Genomic DNA, 19,296 nt, shown 5'->3' with positions numbered 1-19,296 from the left:
CAGAGATAGAAAATGTAGGATAACTATTTTTTGAGTACTTCTAACGACAGTTTACCTACAAAAAGAGCTTTACGCATCGTTAAGACTACCTATTTTAAGAAGATCCTCCTCCCCATGTTATGGAACTAAATGATGTTCTAAGGCATAGCGCGTGGCAGCACTGCGCGAGGTTACGGCCAATTTGACAAAAATTGAACGAATGTGTGCATCAACGGTTCGTGGACTAATGACTAATCGTCCTGCAATCTCAACTGTCGTGAGGCTTTGAGCAAGTAATTGAAGCACTTCCTGTTCTCGCGGGCTGAGCTCTGACGCTCTGGTTGTTGCATGATTGTGAGGAGCATACCAGCAAGAAAGGGCTTCCTCCAATGTGAGTTGCTCTCCTTTCTGCCATTCTCGTCGGAACGATGCTTTGCCCAGTTTTGTCTGTAAGGAAGTCGAGGTATTGGTCATAAAGATCTGTGCGGAGGTCGGAGTCTCTGAATTCAAAAAGGTGCTGGCAAGTCCGAGTAATTGTGCGCTTGAGCGTGGATTGGCGCCGTGTGCCAGTATTGTGATGAACTGTATCAGTGCAGAAAGACGTTCCTGTTTATACCGTGGTTGTTGAAGAATAGCGATGGCTTCACTCCAATAGTGCGTGGCTTGCTCTTTGTGGTGAGTAAGGAGAGCCAGAGCAGTGAGGGACATGAGAATCGTAGCGATCATACTATCATTCAGGTAAGTGCGTTGTTTTTGAAGTAGTGTCAGTAATCGATCATATGTCGGCTGTTGTTGTTGAAAGGAGAGCTGACAGCACAGCAGCATAAGATGGATCAGACCTTCATCAAGTTGAAGTTTACGAAAATAGATCTCTGCCTGATCTGCAAAGTGGGCACCCTCTTTCCAATTTTGTTGAAGGATTGCTATTCTGGCCAGACTATAGAGGGCCCAGGCCATCCCTTCTTCGTTATGCTCATGCACAAATAGTTCATAGCTTGTTGTGAGCCATTGTGATATTTTTGCCGGGTCCTGTCTTCCGATGTTTAATCTTCCGAGAGCCATTAAAGAATAGGCCTGCCCGCTATTATCGCTCAGTGTATGATAAATATGAATGCTCTCTTCAAGAAACGCTTCCATAGCTGGGAACTTCTGCTGTCTGGCTTTAATCAACCCCATTCGATGCAAGGCCAGGGCTTTTCCCTGGGGATCGATCCCTGTCTGGTAGAGAAGAAGGCTCCGTTCACAGAGCTTTTCACCCTGCTCCAGGTCTCCCTGGAGAACTGCTAGCCAGGCGGCCCAACTCAGGGCTCTGGCCAGTGTAGTGGGTATGTTCTGTGTGTTTATGGGTAAGTCCAGTGCAAGCAGAAACCATTGGCATCCTTCTGTTACATAGCCACGGATCGTCCAGAAGCGGGCACTGGCGATACAGAGTCGTTGCGCCTCCTCACTATGTTGTGCTTCAATGAACCAGCGTAGCGCTGCCCGAATATTTTCGTGATCCTGCTCCAATTGTTCCAACCAGCTGGCTTGTTCTGATCCAAAGAGATGAGTGGCAATCTGTTCGGTCTGTTGTAGATAGTACTCCGCATGGGCTTGTTGAGCTTGTTGAGCTTCGTTGCATTCTATCAGGCATTCAAGCCCAAAATCACGAATAGTTTTTAGCATAAGCAGGCGTGGATTTTCTTGTTCATCACATGTTTGTTTGAGAAGACTTTTGTCCATTAACGATGAAAGCTTCTCCAGTGGATCTGGCAGTGCAAGCCTGCAACCGAGGGTTTCGGCTGCCGTAAGAGAAAAATCGCCTTCGAAGATGCTCAGGAGACGAAAGAATGTTTGCTCATCAGGTGTTAACAGTTGATAGCTCCACTGCATCGTATTGTAGAGTGTGCGTTGCCGCAGCGGAATATTGATTGCAGAGCTGCTTAAGAGGTGCAGTCCCTGCTCTAAGCGGACAAGTAACGCCTGAGGAGGGAGAATTTTGCTCCGAGCTGCTGCAAGCTCAATGGCCAGAGGTAAGCCATCTAGACGAAGGCAGAGTTCTATAATGGCTGAGGCGTTGGTGGCAGTTACTTGAAAGTGAGCTTGCGCCTCTCGGGCCCGTTGACAAAACAGAGCCACGGCATTGCTCTCATGTTCCAGGGTCTGCCAGGATTGCCCTGATGGGTCAGGAATGGTAAGAGGTTGAACAGGAAATTCATATTCTCCACTAAGATGCAGGACAGCCCGGCTCGTAATAAGAAGTTTGACTTGTGGGCAGCCAGCGAGTAGCAGGGGGAGACTTGAAGCGGCGTAGGCAACTTGCTCAAAATTATCCAGCACAAGAAGTAATTCTTTATTGTGTAGAAAATCGAGGACCCGCTCTTCTTGAGTCTGTTTGGGACGTTCTTTGATACCAAGTACTTGGGCAATCGTGGGAAGTACGAGTTCAATTTCGGTGATCGAGGCTAAAGAGACAAAGGTGACTCCAGCCGAAAAATCGTTGCGCATCCGATGAGCGAGCTCAAGGGCCAGTCGAGTTTTCCCGACTCCTCCCGGCCCTGTAAGTGTCAGGAGCCGGACTTCTGTGTGCAAGAGAAGTTGACGAAGACTTGTCAGTTCTTTCTCCCTTGGGACAAAAGAGGTGAGCAATTTTGGTATATGCGTGAACGTTTGTTGATGGTGAGAGGGTGGTAGTTCTTTTGTTGCTGATGGCGGTAGTATGAGTGGGGAGGTGACCTGAGTGGTCAACTGGCTGGCAATAGATTTCAAGTGAGAGAGCGTCAATCTATTTGAAGAGCCTAGATAGGCTCGATAGAGCTTCCCCGCACGTTTGCGATAAGCTTTCCAATAGGGCTGTCCACGCTTATTTCCAGAACGTTCTTTACGTGCAGTGAACGATCCCTCTCTATCTTCAAAAGCGAAGAGTGTGGCGGTCTCTAACCATGTATACCACGCGGGCGATTCTACAGAACACGTTTGTGGCCCCTGTGAAGATATATATGAGAGTTGACCCTGTTTAACGGTCGGGGTTGTGCGTGCCATTGTGTCCCCCTGAAGCTTTATCACCTACCATTGTCGTGTAATTTTCGATTTTAAGTAGTAAGAAGTTCCCGAACAGTATACCATATGTTTGGGAACTTTTCAGAAAAAGAGCATTATCTGCTCTGGCAGAAGGCAAGCATAGGTATGTCACAATCTACTCACATATTGCTGCTTTAAAATTTTTTCTCTGTTTTCACACTATAAACATTTTATATCTGATGTAGATTGAAGATAGAACTGGTAGAATACAAGTACGAGAGCCAGTGATAGATTGGAGGAAAGGAGTGCCCTCCCCGATGATCATGAGAGCCTGTTTACAGATGAATAGATTCAGGGGCAGGTATTTACACTATGTGGTGAGGTCTATGCGTTTTTTAGCTATAAAATTGTCTCTTATTATTGTCTTCTTACTATTACTACATAGTGTCGCTTCTCCATTAGTCCATGCGGCTTCAGTAAAGGTAGTGAGTAAAAGTTTCCCCTCTTCTGTTCAGGGCAGACAGATGCAGAACATCGTGCAGCCGCAAGTTATTGCGCAGGGGCGTAGTGATCAGTCGAAGATTGCTTTAACATTTGATGATGGCCCCTATCCTCAAAATACAGGTCAGATTCTTGATGTGCTGTCTCTTCATCGTGTTCATGCCACATTCTTTGTTGAAGGAAGCGAAGCACAGGCTAATCCCGGACTGGTGAGACGTGAACTAGCCGCTGGCCATACAGTTGGGAATCATAGTTGGAACCATCCTGAATTGACCAGATTGAGCCCCGAACAGATCGATAGCCAGTTGAGCAGGGCGAATGCCGCCATTACCAGGGCTGATGGAGTCACTCCTCAATTAATGCGACCACCCTATGGTTCTGTGAATGATCAAGTCAAAGAGCGGATTGCTGCGCAGCATATGACGACCGTTCTCTGGGATATTGATACAGTGGATTGGAAGCTTCCAGGCGTTGATGCCATTACCAATGAAGCCATCTCGAAAGCACATAATGGAGCAATTATTCTCATGCATGATGGTGGCGGAGACCGTTCACAGACTATCCAGGCATTGCCAAAAATTATTGAAGGTTTACAAGCTAAAGGCTATCAATTAGTGACAGTCTCTGAACTGATAGCCTCTCTCTCCTGATCTATGGAAACAACCGATCAGTCGATTAATGAGCCATGGAATAAAGATCCCGATGCAGATGTTCTAGGAGAAGGGAAGATACCATCTCTGTGCTGTAGAGTAGCGTGGGGAGATATGGGACGAACACTCAATATCTTCTCTAACAAAAATGATGGAGAATATGTCACATGATTGATTTTAGCCCCATAAAGGACAAAAAACAGTCGTTTGCTGCATTGGCTGCTGGATTAACCAAGGCTGATCTGTATGCCGCCACTGATGAAATGGTCGATACTATAGAAGCAATTATTTCTGAGGCGACAGATGCTGATGTGGTCTTTGTGCCAGTTGACCCCAATGCGAACGATCAGTTTGGGATTCCTGAAGAGAAAGATCTGGCCTGGACCCTTGGTCATGTCATTGTGCACGTAACGGCCTCTTCTGAGGAATCGGCTGCACTGGCTTTAACGCTTGCCCGTGGTCTACCAGTAGAGGGTCGTTCACGTTATGAGACACCCTGGGAAAGTGTGAAGACCATTGTTCAGCTCCGTCAGCGCCTGGCCGAAAGTCGTCGTATGCGTAAATCTCTCCTGGATGCCTGGCCTGATGAGCCGCACCTGGATGTAACCTATTCTCCCTTCCCTCAAGCTGGTGAGCTCAATGCGATTGCTCGCTTCATCCTTGGACTCTATCATGATGCCGATCATCTAGATCAGTTGCGAGAGATTGTCCGTCAGGCGAAAGAGGCTCGAGCCTGATCTGAAGAGCCAGCATCATGTCACGTCGAGAGGATGAAACGTACATTCCTGGAAGGCGTACAAGGAATTTGCAGCATCTTCTTATAGAAGGAGTACACTGCACAACATCTGTAAAGTGTACTCCTTTCTGTTATCGTCCCGCCACAGACATGTTTTCAACGACCGGGATCACCGTCGTTGCAATCTGCTCAAAGGTTGCAGGATCATCAGGGTAGCGAATCATAACTTCGTCAACACCAAGGTCAGCCAGAGCCTGAAGATAGTCTAATGCTGCCTGATCCACGTGTCCACCATGGACAAGAGGGGCCATAAACAGCGTCGTTTTCTGAATATCCTCATAAGGGCGGTTCAGAACCTCACAGTAGCCGCGGAGCGTCTCCAGTTTTGCACGCATATCATCAATTCCACGACCAAAACCAATACTGACCAGATCGGCATATTTCGCCATCAATCGTAGCATCCTGTTCCCTTGACCTGCAATCAGGATAGGAGGATGGGGCTGCTGAAGGTAGAATGGAGCACCAATAGTGCTTGAGAGCTGATAATAGCTCCCCTCAAAAGGTCTATCTTCACCCGACCAGAGTTGTATCGCCATCTGCAAAACCTCTTCCAGGCGTGCGACGCGCTCACCTGCAGGTGGGAAGGGCAAGCCCATACGTTGATGCTCATCAGCGCCAAAGTCGGGACTTGCACCGAGGCCTAGATATGCGCGGCCATTGGAGAGAGCGTCCAATGTATCGGCTGTTTTCACCAGCACCGCTGGATAGCGCATAGTAATACCCGAGACAATAGTACTCAATTTAATACGTTTCGTGCGAGCTGCGATAAATGCAAGCACACTCCATGCTTCAAAGAAGTCAGTAACAGCAGGCGCATTTTTATCTCTGCTCAGAAACGGTGTACTTTCTGGTCGAAGAGAAAAATGGTCTGGCACCGTCAGCGTAGCAAAGCCCGCCTGATCAGCCTCTTCTGCTATACGGCTGAGATAATCACCGGCAGGTCGGGGCAGTGTATTCGTAATTCCTACTTGCAATCCTATACGCATATTTTTTCTCCTTAAATACTGTAGCCCTGAAACACTTGAGACCTGCCTGATTCTACCATATTAACCCGGTTACTACCTCTGTGGTTGCCTGAAGAAGTATGAGGTAGCGGATAAGGAAAGCCATATTTTATACTTTCAGTATGGTTAATTAGAATGATAGATAATGTGTGCAGGCTACAGATTGAAGAAAGGGAAGAGCCATGTCAGCATATTTTTTAGTTGAAGTTGATGTCACCAATCCACAACTCTATGAGGAATATCGCAAGCTGGTGGGTCCAACGCTTGAAAAATATCATGGAAAATTTCTTGTCCGTGGAGGGGCATCTAAGGTAATTGAGGGTGAGTGGCCAGAACTAAGGCGCGTTATTATTGAATTTGCGACGACCGAACAATTCTACACATGGTACAACTCACCTGAATATACTGAAGCTCGTGCAATCCGCTTCCGAACATCGAATGGACGTGCGATCCTGCTGGATGGTATCTAGCCTTGCCATTCTCCCAGGGAGAACCTGCTATCCACTAGCAGGTTCTCTTTCTCCTATTTAAATGTAAAAGTCTGTAGCATCTGTTCAAATAAGCCAGTTGAGTATGCATGGAAGTCATTTTGTGGTGCAGTAAAATTAAGGCTATAGATAGGTTTGCCCTGCCCTTCAGCAAGGGTCATGATAGTAATCTCATTTGCTCCATTTGTGGTGGTCAAGTGGCAGAGATAGTGACGCTGATTCCAGATCAGACCACTATTGAGCATCCGGGTTGCAGAAATGGTATTTATGCTGGAACAATTGGTTGTCGCAAGCAGGCCAAATTCTTCCTGTAGTGGATCAATATCGCTTTGCTTATAGACATGGAATTGTATATCGGGAGCAGACTGATTGGAAAAGAGCACTCCTGCCTCTCCATCAGATGAGGTGAGCCAGGTAGCATTGTACTGAATCGTATAGTTATCACCCTGGTACGTTGCATTGAGAGAATTGCCTTCAGCCGCGACTGTTGGTTGGAGCGCGCCAATGGTACTGAGCTCAAATGATTGCAGCATTGGTTGAAAGTTAATGGTATTTTCTTGTAAAAAGGTTTTTGTTGGCGCAATTTCCAGGATACTTAAAGAGGGTCCGAGGTTGAGCCGACTGGATAAAGCACGTGTGAGAAGCGTTACTCTGAATTCCGTCTCCTGGCTTTTTGTATTCTTTGTCGTAGTTAAGGTTGCCGATCGCTGTTGCCAGGAGGTCCCGTTGATAATTACTGGAGAAGGGACGACCATATCCTTGATACTTGCGTCCTTAGCAAGCTCCTGCAAGTACGTTTCAATATATTGTTTAGGGGAAGTAATTCCAGCGTGAGAGGCGTCAAAGATCACTGACAGCGCCGAAACCTGATTGGGGGCAGTAAACTGTGTCCTGGTATCGTCTGACTGAGAGAGCCATTCGGCAGGGTAAATAATCGTATAGTAATTATGAGGATCATGAAAGGTCAACATTGGAACTGTTGTAGGAGTAGGTGTTGGGAGAGGTGTGGCGGCAGGCGTCGTGCTACTAGCATCTTCGTTATTACACGCACTCAATACGATCATTAGAAAGAGTGGGAAGAGCAGAAGAAGCCGCCAGCGCCATGATGATAGAGAGATTTGCATAAAAGATCTCCAGCCTAAGCAAGTTTCTAACAATGATATATATATCTTCCATTATAAATGACAATGGATATGAAGTATAGGGCGGATCACCTGTTTGAGATAAGTTCTTGCGGAAACGATTTGCCCTGGCTAATCGTGCTACAACTAAGATCAATAGAAATTAAAGGAGCATTGTTATGCCAGAATCATATCAGAAGAGCCGCTACTCACAAGAGGCCATCCACCATTTTGTGGAGGCACAGCATACGATAGAGACCACCCCTCTGGTAGCACAACACATTAAAGTAGATGAGCTGTTTCAGTCTTCAGAGAAGCCGAAAGATCCAATTGATATTGTCTATCGCTTCCAGAAAGAGACGCCAGCCCGGGCCGCCCTTGCGTTCCAGCAGGTAGATGGTGAATCGGATGTAGCAGAGATGTTTAGTCTTGTCTATGTCGACCCTGGTCTTGCACAGGCCTGGAAAGAACAGACAGCGCATATCTCTGAATAAAGACAGATCGTCGTTATTGTCAAAAGCCAGCGATGAAAAATATCACTGGCTTTTTGTATATTGAAAAGAAGCACCAGATAAAGTCATTGACCAGATACTTCTGTTAAAGGATTGTATTTTGTGCGAAAATGGCATACTCTTGAAAGAAAGCCTCCTGCTGCCCGTTATCTTTGTCGGGCAAATTGCGAAAGAGGTAAAAAGGGAGTAGAAATGGTGCGTACAACTAGCCCTTTCTTAGAGCGTCTGGCCGCTGGACCGCTTTTATGTGATGGTGCCATGGGAACCGAGCTCTATGCTCGAGGAATCTCCTACGACCGCTGTTTTGAGCAACTTAATCTTACCAATCCTGAACTCATTAAATCCATCCATCTTGAGTATATCTCCGCCGGAGCTCAGATTATTGAGACAAATACCTTTGGTGCAAACAGATATCGTCTGATTGAGCATGGACTTGAGCATACCGTAAGCAAGATCAATCGAGCAGGTGCAAAAATTGCAAGAGAAGTACGAGATTTGAGTGAGACACCAATATTTCTGGCTGGGAATATTGGTCCATTGGGACATCCACTAAGCCCATTAGGTGGTATTTCAGCGCAAGAGGCCCGGGAGGCCTTTTTAGAACAGGCCGAAGCACTACTACAAACGGGGGTTGATCTGTTTTTATTGGAGACCTTTTCCGATCTCACAGAGATGCAAGAGGCCCTCAGTGTGATACGGAATCTGACTGATCTTCCGATTGTGGCGCTCATGACCTTTGGTGAAGATGGAACAGTGGCGAGTGGGGAGGATGCGCAACTGGTTGCTCAGCAGTTACGCGCGTCCGGAGCAGATGTCGTTGGTGCTAATTGTGCACTGGGGCCGGCCAGCATGTTCGATGTGGTGGTAACCATGTCAGGCAGCCAGATTGAACCATTGACGATCGCCGTTCAGCCCAATGCAGGCCTTCCCAAGCGGGTTGGTAATCGCTTTATGTATGGTGCAACGCCAGATTATTTTGCAGCCTCAGCCCAACGCTTTCTTGAAAGTGGCGTTCGTTTGATTGGCGGTTGTTGTGGAACCACTGCTCAGCATATCGCTGCGATGAAAAAAGTTCTTGTCGAATATGCTCCTGAACTTCCTCACCAGGAAGCTACGATGATTGAACATGTGCGTGAGCGCGTGCGTGTGCGCGAAACATCGGATGAGACTGCTGCCCATCTCCCCCCGACACAATTGGCACGCCTTTTGCAGCAGCGCAAGTTTGTCATCAGCGTTGAGATGAGCCCTCCGCGGAGCGTAAAATTTACGCGTTTTCTGCAAAATGCTCGAACCATTCAGGAAAGCGGAGCTGATTTTATCAACATTACGGATAATGCGATGGCCCGTGTACGCATGAATAATATAGCGGCAGCTCGTTTAATTCAACAACATATCGGGATTGAGACCATTGTCCATTTTACGCCTCGGGATCGTAACCTGATGGCGCTACAAAGCGATGTCATTGGCGCTCATGCGACCGATATACGAAATATGCTCATCATCACCGGGGACCCTCCAATGCATGGAGATTTCCCCAACGCCACAGGCATCTGGGATGTGGATAGTATTGGCCTGATCGCCATTCTCAATAAGCTCAATCAAGGCCTTGATGCACGAGGCCGTAAGCTGGCAGTAAAAAGTGCTTTCTGTATTGGCTGCGCGGCTAACCCCACTGCAACTGATATTGAGATAGATATAGAGCGCCTCCAACAGAAGATCGAGCAGGGGGCACAATATATTATGACGCAGCCCGTTTTTGATACAGACACTTTACTCGCGTACATTGAGCGCTACAACCAGCGTTATGGAAAGCTACCTATCCCCTTATTAGCAGGTATTCAGCCATTACATTCTTATCAACAGGCCGAGAAATTTCATCAAGAGGTTCCAGGGTTGGTAATTCCTGATGGCATCCGAACTCGCCTGCGGGAGGCTGGCGAGGCCGGTAGCCAGCTGGGGATCGCTCTGGCCAGAGAGATGATTGATGCTATTGCACCCCTTGTACAAGGCGTCTATCTGATGCCAATTGATCGCTTTGAGCTTGCCAGTGAACTTGTCGCGTATATTCGTGAGCGCGTGCTAATGCAGCAAAGTGCGCAGGATGGTGAGCCTGATCGTATAGAAATTGATGCTGCACAATAGAGCGTCAGCCTGTTTGTCTGCTTTCTGAGATGGCTTGAATATACGTTGCTGTTAATCGCTCAACAAGTAGATCCCAATTATGGTGGGTCGCAACATATCTGGCTCCATTGAGTGAGAGCTTTTCCCACACCTCTTTCTCATCAAGCAGACGAATAATCTGGCTGACAATATCAGCCGGGTCATCGGCTACGAAAAGATCTTCACCAGGAATGGCCTGTAGTCCAGCTGCAACGGTAGAGCTGGTAACAATTGGTGTCCCTAGAGCCATTGCTTCTAAGATTTTGTGCTGTAGCCCAACTGCATAAGGAAGTGGGCAGACAGCGATCCAGGCCTGTTTAATATAGAGGCTCAGATCTGGAACATATCCGGTGACTTCAATTTGAGGGTGGTAGCTAAGTCGTTGGATCGAAAATGGTGGGGAACTGCCCGCGATGACCAGACGAACAGATGGGCGGTATTGCCAGATGAGAGGCATAATCTGTTTGACCAGAAATTGCGCCCCGGCTATATTAGCATGGAAGCTCATCTTGCCAGAGAATACCAGCGTCTCCGGCCACCGTGGTCCATAATATGGTTGCATTGTGGCATGCGCAAGGCCTTGAGGGAGGACAGTAATCCTGGCAGGTGCTGAAGAACGCTCTGTCTGAGGTGAGTAACGTTGAGCCAGTTGCAGAAATGCCTGTCGTTCGCGTTCCGCTGTCACCAGAATATGTTGAAATCTCTGCATGCATTGATATTCGTACCATTGTGTACGTCGCCATTCGAGATTTCCAAGCAGACGCAAGAGGAGCGTAGGTTTAAAAGACGACCCCAGTCGATAAAGATGACTGACACAATCAACTGCATCCCACACAATAGGGATAGCGTTCTGTTCAGGAAGGGCCCCAATCGAGCGAATAAACTCAACATGCAAGAGATCATAGCCTTTTGAAAGTTCTTGTGTGATCGCTGCCCGGAAGCCAGGGGCAGCATCATAGGCTACCTGTAGAGGAAGGGTGCTGAAGAGCGCGAACAGGACGCGAAAGAATTTCCAGATGCGTTGATCGGGAACGACGATGACCGTAAACCCCTTATCTCGAAGTCTCTGAGCATCTCGTTTTTCCTGACGTGTTGAACAAAGTACAAGAATCGTCACTTGATGGTGCTTAACCAACTGACTGGCAAATCCATAGGAACGCGAACGAACATCCGAGAGAGGGTAAGGAGCTACAAACAGAATCCTCATCAGTTATCCTCCAGACACGCCACACAAACAACCACAATACTAACGAGCGTAAGCCTTCTTTGCCAACCAATATAAAGGTAGTAGATCGCATTACTAGTATAGAATGCTTCAGTTGAAAAATGCCAGAAATTAGTATTTTTGGATATATGGGTAGGTAAAGCTCTTTTTACACAGGTTCCCCACGCCTGTCTGCAAACCAGATCCAGCATTTTCCTCTTTTTTACACAGGTTCCTTATGCAAGACCCCCTTCGAACTCCAGAGGACGAGGATCAATTCGGAATGGGAATGCCCTGATCTGCAAGCTGTCCGAGTTGACCGCATGAAAACTCATCGTTTACAATCAAGGAAGCAGGCTCATTTTCAGAAGGAGTCTGGAACGACGAGGAGAAGAGAATATGTCCAACCCATGGGTTCGTGAAGCCATCGCAGCCATTAATGCTGATTTTACCCGTTCTGCGGATACCCATCTTGTAGCAGTTCCTTTACCATCCCTCCCGCAAATTCGGTTATATATTAAAGATGAATCAACACATATCACTGGAAGTTTAAAGCATCGCCTGGCGCGTTCACTCTTTTTATATGCTCTTTGTAATGGATGGATACAGCGGGATACACCTATTATTGAAGCGTCATCAGGAAGTACGGCCATTTCTGAAGCCTACTATGCGCGCTTACTGGGATTACGCTTTATTGCAGTCATGAGTCGAAGTACTTCGTTGGAGAAAATCCGACGTATCACCAGTTACGGAGGCGAATGTGTCCTCGTCGATGACCCTACACAGGATCGGGCGAAGGCTCGCGAGCTCGCTCTTGAACTGCATGGTCATTTTATGGATCAGTTTACCTTTGCCGAGCGAGCGACAGATTGGCGTGGGAATAACAACATTGCAGAATCAATTTTTAAGCAGCTCAAAGATGAGCCATATCCGATTCCACAGTGGATCATCTGTGGAGCAGGAACTGGTGGAACGGCGGCCACATTAGGACGGTATATTCGCTATTGTAGCTATGAGACACAGGTCTGTGTGGTAGACCCTGAGCATTCTGCGTATTATACCTTTTATAAAAATCGTGGAACCTGTGCTACAGCAACCGGTGGATCAGGAGTTGAAGGAATTGGTCGACCTCAGATTGAGCCTTCGTTTCTGCCTGAGATTATTGATCATATGATCTCAGTTCCTAATGTCGCCTCCTATGCAGCCATCCACTTGCTCGAAGAGCTGGTAGGGAAGCGCTACGGTGGTTCTACGGGGACAAATTTTTATGGAGCCTGTCTCTTAATGGCAGATATGGTGCGTCATAATGTCAGTGGTTCGTTGGTTATGCTGGGCTGTGATTCTGGCGAGCTGTATCGTGATACTTATTATAATGCTCAATGGTTGATCGATCAGGGTTTTGAGATTGAACCATATTTAGAGATGATGCGACGATTTATTCAATCAGGTTTCTGGAAACAAGATGCCTGACCATCCCATAACCCTTTCTCGACAGGCTATTTTTTATATGTTATAAATCCGAGCGCGGGAAAACCCCTGCATTTCATGCGGGGGATGAGAGCGCCGTTCCTTTTTGATATGGTTGACATTTTACACCATCTCTGATAGCATGTAAAGTATGGAACAGAAGAGAGCATTTAAGTACAGATTCTATCCAACAGACGAGCAGAAAAGCCTCCTCGCTCGTACCTTTGGGTGTGTTCGTGTCGTCTATAATTGGGCATTGCGTCAGAAGACCGATGCCTTTTACAACGAGCAGAAACGTCTGTACTATAAGGACCTCAGCCAGATGCTCACCGCATTGAAGCAACAAGAGGAGTATGTATGGTTGAATGAGGTTTCGTCTGTTCCATTGCAACAAACAGTGCGTTTCCTCGATAAAGCGTTCATCAACTTTTTTGAAGGCCGTGCCAAATATCCCACCTTCAAAAAGAAACGCAACCAGCAATCAGCCACCTATACCAGCAATGCCTTCACGTGGAGAGATGGAGTGCTCACCCTGGCAAAAATGAGTGCTCCTCTCACGATTGTTTGGTCGCGTCCTCTGCCCAAGCATGCGGTCCCTTCGAGTGTTACCGTCTCAAAGGACAGCACTGATCGTTACTTTATCAGTATTCTGGTGGAAGAAGATAGTGCAGCACTGCCGACAACTCCAAAGACGGTAGGTGCAGATCTGGGCTTGAAGTCGTATGTGATCCTCTCCACTGGAGAAACCATCGGTAACCCCAAGTTCTTCAGCACTGACGAGAAAAAGCTGGCCAAAGCCCAGAGACGGCACGCGAAAAAGAAAAAAGGCTCGAAGAATAGAAACAAAGCTCGCCTCAAAGTGGCGAAGATTCATGCTCGCATCGCTGATCGTCGCCGCGATTTCCAGCACAAGCTTTCCACCCGCCTGATCCGTGAAAACCAAACGATCTGTGTGGAGAGTCTGGCTGTGAAAAACATGGTCAAGAATCCGAATCTCAGGAAAGCGATCAGCGATGTTGGATGGTCGGAATTTGTGAACCAACTGGAATACAAAGCCGCATGGTATGGCAGAACCCTTGTCAAGATCGACAAGTGGTATCCGTCCTCCAAGCGCTGTTTTGATTGTGGTCATATTCTCGACTCTTTAGCGTTAGATGTGCGCCATTGGACCTGTCCCAAATGTAAAGTCCATCATGATCGCGACATCAATGCGTCGAAAAACATCCATGTCGCCGGACTGGCGATATTCAATGCCTGTGGAGAGGCCGTAAGACCTGGTGCGGTGAAAACCAAGCCTGGCACGTCTCCGCGAAGCAGGAAACCCCGATCGTGAGGTCGGGAATCCCCCGGCTTTAGTCGGGGGAGGATGTCAAAACTAGACTGGTGCAACCACATAAGCGATATCGATCGCGTAGATTGTGAGCAGAAAGGGTAGCGTCTGTGCAGGCAATGAATATGGCAGAGGCAGGAAGTTTTTTTGATACTACCCACAATCGTGGTGTTTTTCGTTCTTATATTGCTGGCCTGCACCGAGAACCTTTGTCCATTCAATGGCTGGCTGGCCTGCGGTTAAGTTGAGCTCACTCACAAGTTGTTGAGTCTGATTAATGAGAGGCAAACTTCGTTTGTTGTAGGAATTGCTGCTGAGCCAAGCACGCTTGCATAAGATACAATGAGCGAAGTTTATTGTTTCCATCATGGAGTATGATACTTTTATGTCTTTACAAGAAGAATTGACTACAGATTCCTTCGCTTATTTATACCGTCATCCTTTTATCAACTTCACGACCTTCCGTAAAGATGGCACAGCTGTTCCTACAACTGTCTGGTTTGCCAACGAAGGTGGAAAGCTGTTTATTACGACTCAAAAAGGTGCAGGCAAGGTAAAGCGTATCCGCAATAATCCGCGTGTTACATTAACGCCTTCCGATCGGATGGGACAGGTTGTGGAAGCCACCACGGTCCAGGGTAATGCTCATGAGATTATTGATGCGGAAGGACGTGTGCAGGCTCGTGCCCTATTACGTCAAAAATACGGCGTTCAGTTCGATCAGATTGCAGGTGAGGAGACAGAGAAGACCACCTATATCGTGGTTGAACCTGTTCTTTGAGCGCCCACCATTTATAATGTTTGCTTTATGACGGAAGTCAGTCAAGATCGTAGCCGTTTGGTGTGTAGAGAAAGACGGGAGGTTTCTATAGCCATAATCATGGCCATGGAAACCTCCCGTCTTTCTTTTGTTCTTCTGAAGAAAAGAGAGGAGAGCTAAAAAACGTGCCTTGCCCCATAGGCACATGACCCATGTGTGGTGGCTATCAGGATGCTGGGACCGGCTCGATTTCAGGGGCGGTTGCAGGTTCACCAAAGTCGCCGCGCCAGAGTTTGCGCATCTCCTCACTGGTATTAAGCAGATAGGAGAGCGTCCCCTGGGAATCGATGCGTCCATCCTTTAACACAATAATCTGGTCAGCGCGTTGTAAGACGGAACGCCGATGAGAGACGACCAGATAGGTATGTTGCTCCTTCTGATTCTGAAACAGCTGCTCCCAGAGAATACGCTCCGTCTCTACATCCAGTGCGCTTGAGAGATCATCAAATACCAGGAGCTCTGCATTGCGTACAAGCATACGCGCAGCAGCAGTACGTTGTGCCTGACCGCCAGATAGCTTGACGCCACGATTTCCAATGAGCGTATCCAGTCCTTTCTCGAGCGTTTCGAGATCGCGCTCCATGACTGCCATGCGTACAGACCCGGGGAGATCGGCCTTCTCTTCCGGCAAACCAAGCAGAATATTCTCCTTGAGCGTTTCACTGAAAAGATGAGGAATCTGGGCGGTATAGGCACTGCGAGGCGGGACAAAGAACGAGGCAGGATCAGAGACTTCTTCCCCATTCCAGAAAATCTCTCCACGCTCTTTTGTCAGGAGTCCGAGTAGCGTCTGAACGCACGTTGTTTTGCCCGAGCCAATGCGACCAGTCAGCACAGTTAATGTGCCTGGCTGAAGCGTCAGAGAGATGTCATCGATTCCACGACCTGTATCGCTAAAATGGTAACTTACATTGCGTACAGAAAGTTCGGTAAGCTTGTGCTCCTGTGTACGGAACTGAAACTCAATGGCTGGAGGCTCATTCTTATGGAGATAGAGAGGATGGTGAGCAACGAGCTGTTCAGCAGGCGCCCCCTGAAGCAGTTTCATCAGACGTTCAAATGAGACATGAATCTGAATAAACTGCATTCTCGTTCGACCAATCATCTGTACCAGACCAGTTGCAGAGCCTAGATAGGTATTGAACAGCACAATATCGCCAGCTTGTAGCGGATGAGTACGCAGAGAGAGCGAGGCAACGATAAGCATAATACCAGTGCAGATGGGAGTGGCACCATAGAAGAGCGCATTGGTCACAGACATTAAGATCGCTTCCTTCAGAACAACCTGCATTCTCTTCGCATTGAGCTTTTCAAAGTGTTTGACAACCCGTTTCTCGGCACCAGCGACCTGAATAGCTTGAACTGCGCCAAACATCTCACTAATGGCCCCTGTCAGTGCTCCAGTCGCCTCTCGGCTGGCTTTACGATATGTTTTGACGCGTGATCGAAAGCTTTCTGCGAGCGCAATAATCCCAATCAAGGGTAGAAAGACGACCAGTGTGACCGTCGCGTTAACCTGGAGCAAGATGAGAAATGCTGTGATAGAAAAGAAGAGCTGCGACATCAGCCCGACGAGAATGCCGATGAAGTCCACAATAAACTGTGGATCATCCCGAAAACTACTCACCGCAGCTCCAGTTGCCATCGGAACTGCTCTGGCACCTGGTCGTTTGAGCACGCGATCAAACACATTTCGCTGAAGCAGACTAATGAGGACAAAACTAGTATAGGTATTGGCTATATTTGATGTCGCTAGAATCCCAAATTGAATCACATTAGCTGCCAGATAGCCTGCAAGAAGTGACCAGAGAAGCGGAATAAACGTAAAATGTTGAGCTTTATCAGCCGTTGAGAGCGAATTGAAGAAGGACTGCTGAAAGAGCCCCATCACCAGGACGCTTCCTTGTGCAAGAAAAGGAAGCAGACTATTAAATGTAATGATGCCAAATTGATAGCGAATAAGCTGCCAGAGCGAGTACCAGGGACGGCTAGGAGCTATTGGCATTGTGTCCGTCTGTTGTTTCACGCGTATGCTCCTTCCAGACCAGTTTTCAATAGATAAGAGAAGCGAGAATCAGGCTGGCTGGCTAAGGCAGCCTGTTCGCCATATTCAAGAATACGACCATTCTCTAGAATAAGGATATCGTCAGCTCGTTGGACGGTTGCCAGACGATGGGCAATAATGATCGCCGTCCGATTGGTGAACAATGTATCAATAGCCTGCTCAATCAGATGTTCCGTTGCTGGATCGAGTCGTGAAGAGGCCTCATCGAGAATAATCAAACCTGGATTATGTAAAAAGACGCGGGTAAATGCCAGCAATTGAGCTTCACCTGCGGAGAGCCCCGATCCTTCGCTCCCCAGTGTCGTATCCAGACCTTCCTCCAATGCCTCATACCAGTAGGAAAGCCCGATACGAGAGAGCGTCTGAATAATCTTCTCGTCAGGAATATCAGGATTAAAAAACGTCAGATTATCTCGTACACTCGCATGAAAGATCTGCACATCCTGCGTTACAATGCCAACACGCTGGCGTAATTCGTGCAAGGTCGCCTCTTTGACCGGAACCCCGCCCAGTTTGATCGTCCCTTGCTGCGCATCATAGAGACGGAAGAGCAGCCTGCCAAGTGTGGTCTTCCCACTGCCTGTACGCCCTAACACCCCAAGGACCCTGCCTGCTGGAATGCGGAAGGTCAGATCATGCAGGATCGCCTCATCTTCCAGATAGCCAAACGTCATCCCCTCAAAATCGACCGAGAGAGGTCCGGCTGGAAGCGGAGTGCCAGGGCCATCTTGTAATGCCGATTGTGTATTGAACAGCTCTTCAACGCGTTTCATGCTGGCTTCGGCCTGTTGCAGATCCTGAAATTGAGATTGAATCTGTTGAATTGGCCAGTTAAGCCGGTTCATATAGGAATAGAGCAGATACGCTGTTCCCAGCGTAATGCTCTTTGTGCTCCATAAATAGCCTCCTAGCCCCAGGGTTAGAGCGGTCCCGATAGCGAAGAGTATCTGCGAACCACCATAGAGCGAGATAACTGCAAATGCAGAGCGTAAATTGATGGGCCAGTAGAGACGGCGCATTTGAAAAAATGTCCGCATGGTATAGCCTGTGGCTCCATTGGCGCGGATATCTTCAGTTCCTCGTAGCCGTTCCTCTAGAAAACCAAAAAAGAGAGCACTCATCTCGCGTTTTTGTTTCCAGACAGATATGGAGCGGCGTCGGATCGCTGTGAGTGCGACAAAGGCAAAGATTACAAAGATGGTCATACTCAGGCCAACCAGCAACGAGATCGTATAAAAAAGAATGAGGACCCCAATGAGGAGCAGGCCATTGCTAAAGACATTGACTAGAAACTCCGAGAAGAAACTGGCCAGTTCGCCCACGTCGCCATCGATTCGCTCGATCATTTCACCTGGAGTATGCTCTTTATGATAGCTCATATCCAGCGAGAGGATATGTTCTGTCAGATCACGGCGGAGGGTATTGGTAGCCGTCCAGGAAACCACAGTACTCAAATAACCCGAGAGCATCGAGAAGATCTGGCTTACAATGGCGATGACAACAAATAGAATAGCCAGATGTAACAGATTGTTGACATCACCGTTTCCAGCTGTATCAATAAATGTTTTTGTGATTTGTGGTCGATAGAGATCCAGACCGATATTTCCCAATAGTAATACCACCATCAGTACCGTTTTATACCATTGAGGTTTGAGATACACGCCAAGTAATGTCAGATAGCGCTGTAATGGAATTTGCATTGTCCCTCCTTACAGTAGGCACCCACAACTATCCCCAGGTTTCACATAGGTTAATTAGACAGCAGAATAAGATGATACGCCTGTAGTGCACAATAATAGTCAAGAGATAAAACACTTTTCCTATCTCTGGCAGTAGTATCAAAGATGATGGATGATCAGTTGAGGTAGCTTATTGTTTGAACATGCACAACAAAACAACAGTAGAAGGCATAGATGCCTGCTGTGTCAAGAATGAAATTTGGAGAGCGCAGGGAGTGTATTTGCGCTCGAGCGTAACCTGTTTCTTAAACCTTAATTATCTATAGGAATAGTATCATACAATAATTCAAAGTTCAAGCCTATATGGGGCGTTGTAATGATGCTGAAACGTTTTCTTTCAGCAGAGCATTTCTGTCAGCCTTGCAAAACGAGGGGTTGAGATGATGGATTTGTTAGTGTGTGGAGTGAGAGCAGAGCAGAGAAAGCGTGGAGGAGCCAGCCTTTGATTGGAAAGAACAGA

At 47.5% G+C, this 19,296-nt stretch carries 15 protein-coding genes; 9 read left to right on the top strand and 6 right to left on the bottom strand.

Annotated elements, in window-relative coordinates:
* Positions 1-117 precede the first annotated feature (117 nt).
* The gene (locus EL628_RS28330) at positions 118-3,000 is read right to left on the bottom strand and encodes a LuxR C-terminal-related transcriptional regulator (protein WP_126583333.1); all 2,883 of its coding nucleotides are present in this window, start codon (positions 2,998-3,000) and stop codon (positions 118-120) included.
* A 503-nt stretch (positions 3,001-3,503) separates the two neighbouring features.
* On the opposite strand from EL628_RS28330, the gene EL628_RS28325 reads away from it, so the two are divergent.
* A complete protein-coding gene (locus tag EL628_RS28325; protein WP_161975849.1) occupies positions 3,504-4,130 on the top strand; it encodes a polysaccharide deacetylase family protein in 627 nt (208 codons plus the stop codon).
* A 167-nt stretch (positions 4,131-4,297) separates the two neighbouring features.
* On the top strand, positions 4,298-4,867 hold the full coding sequence (locus EL628_RS28320; RefSeq protein ID WP_126583331.1) for a DinB family protein: 570 nt from the start codon (positions 4,298-4,300) through the stop codon (positions 4,865-4,867).
* A 130-nt stretch (positions 4,868-4,997) separates the two neighbouring features.
* Here EL628_RS28320 and EL628_RS28315 read toward each other — a convergent pair whose 3' ends face one another.
* Entirely contained in the window at positions 4,998-5,912 is a 915-nt protein-coding gene (locus tag EL628_RS28315) for an LLM class flavin-dependent oxidoreductase (RefSeq protein WP_126583330.1), read from the bottom strand.
* Positions 5,913-6,112: 200 nt separating this feature from the next.
* Here EL628_RS28315 and EL628_RS28310 point away from each other — a divergent pair, with 200 nt between their 5' ends.
* Positions 6,113-6,400, top strand: a complete 288-nt coding sequence (locus EL628_RS28310; protein ID WP_126583329.1) for a DUF1330 domain-containing protein — start codon at positions 6,113-6,115, stop codon at positions 6,398-6,400.
* 53 nt (positions 6,401-6,453) lie between these two features.
* Here EL628_RS28310 and EL628_RS28305 read toward each other — a convergent pair whose 3' ends face one another.
* On the bottom strand, positions 6,454-7,542 hold the full coding sequence (locus EL628_RS28305) for a hypothetical protein (protein ID WP_126583328.1): 1,089 nt from the start codon (positions 7,540-7,542) through the stop codon (positions 6,454-6,456).
* Positions 7,543-7,718: 176 nt separating this feature from the next.
* Here EL628_RS28305 and EL628_RS28300 point away from each other — a divergent pair, with 176 nt between their 5' ends.
* Complete coding sequence (locus EL628_RS28300; RefSeq protein WP_126583327.1) at positions 7,719-8,033, top strand: hypothetical protein; 315 nt, start codon at positions 7,719-7,721, stop codon at positions 8,031-8,033.
* A gap of 210 nt (positions 8,034-8,243) precedes the next feature.
* Positions 8,244-10,193 carry a bifunctional homocysteine S-methyltransferase/methylenetetrahydrofolate reductase gene (locus EL628_RS28295; protein WP_126583326.1) on the top strand — a complete coding sequence of 650 codons (1,950 nt, stop codon included), beginning with the start codon at positions 8,244-8,246 and terminating at the stop codon, positions 10,191-10,193.
* Between the two features lie 4 nt (positions 10,194-10,197).
* Here EL628_RS28295 and EL628_RS28290 read toward each other — a convergent pair whose 3' ends face one another.
* Positions 10,198-11,418 (bottom strand): glycosyltransferase, encoded by a 1,221-nt coding sequence (locus EL628_RS28290; protein ID WP_126583325.1) that lies wholly within the window; start codon positions 11,416-11,418, stop codon positions 10,198-10,200.
* Positions 11,419-11,814: 396 nt separating this feature from the next.
* On the opposite strand from EL628_RS28290, the gene EL628_RS28285 reads away from it, so the two are divergent.
* The 4 genes from EL628_RS28285 to EL628_RS28275 all read left to right on the top strand — a co-directional run bounded on the left by EL628_RS28285 (position 11,815) and on the right by EL628_RS28275 (position 14,993).
* Positions 11,815-12,885: a PLP-dependent cysteine synthase family protein gene (locus EL628_RS28285; protein WP_126583324.1), complete on the top strand. Its 1,071-nt coding sequence runs from the start codon at positions 11,815-11,817 to the stop codon at positions 12,883-12,885.
* 148 nt (positions 12,886-13,033) lie between these two features.
* Entirely contained in the window at positions 13,034-14,215 is a 1,182-nt protein-coding gene (locus EL628_RS28280; protein ID WP_126583323.1) for an RNA-guided endonuclease InsQ/TnpB family protein, read from the top strand.
* A gap of 107 nt (positions 14,216-14,322) precedes the next feature.
* On the top strand, positions 14,323-14,460 hold the full coding sequence (locus EL628_RS30045) for a hypothetical protein (protein WP_161975847.1): 138 nt from the start codon (positions 14,323-14,325) through the stop codon (positions 14,458-14,460).
* 137 nt (positions 14,461-14,597) lie between these two features.
* A complete protein-coding gene (locus EL628_RS28275) occupies positions 14,598-14,993 on the top strand; it encodes a PPOX class F420-dependent oxidoreductase (protein ID WP_161975845.1) in 396 nt (131 codons plus the stop codon).
* Positions 14,994-15,198: 205 nt separating this feature from the next.
* On the opposite strand, the gene EL628_RS28270 is transcribed toward EL628_RS28275, so the two are convergent.
* Both EL628_RS28270 and EL628_RS28265 read right to left on the bottom strand, forming a co-directional pair.
* Entirely contained in the window at positions 15,199-17,058 is a 1,860-nt protein-coding gene (locus EL628_RS28270) for an ABC transporter ATP-binding protein (protein WP_126583321.1), read from the bottom strand.
* The gene (locus tag EL628_RS28265; RefSeq protein WP_126583320.1) at positions 17,055-18,797 is read right to left on the bottom strand and encodes an ABC transporter ATP-binding protein; all 1,743 of its coding nucleotides are present in this window, start codon (positions 18,795-18,797) and stop codon (positions 17,055-17,057) included. The genes EL628_RS28270 and EL628_RS28265 overlap by 4 nt, the downstream gene beginning before the upstream one ends.
* Between the last annotated feature and the right edge of the window lie 499 nt (positions 18,798-19,296).

The sequence above is a fragment of the Tengunoibacter tsumagoiensis genome (assembly GCF_003967535.1).
Classification (GTDB): Bacteria; Chloroflexota; Ktedonobacteria; order Ktedonobacterales; family Ktedonobacteraceae; genus Tengunoibacter; species Tengunoibacter tsumagoiensis.
The sequence above is the reverse complement of the archived record's forward strand: the minus strand, read 5'-3'. Positions and strand labels throughout refer to the sequence as shown.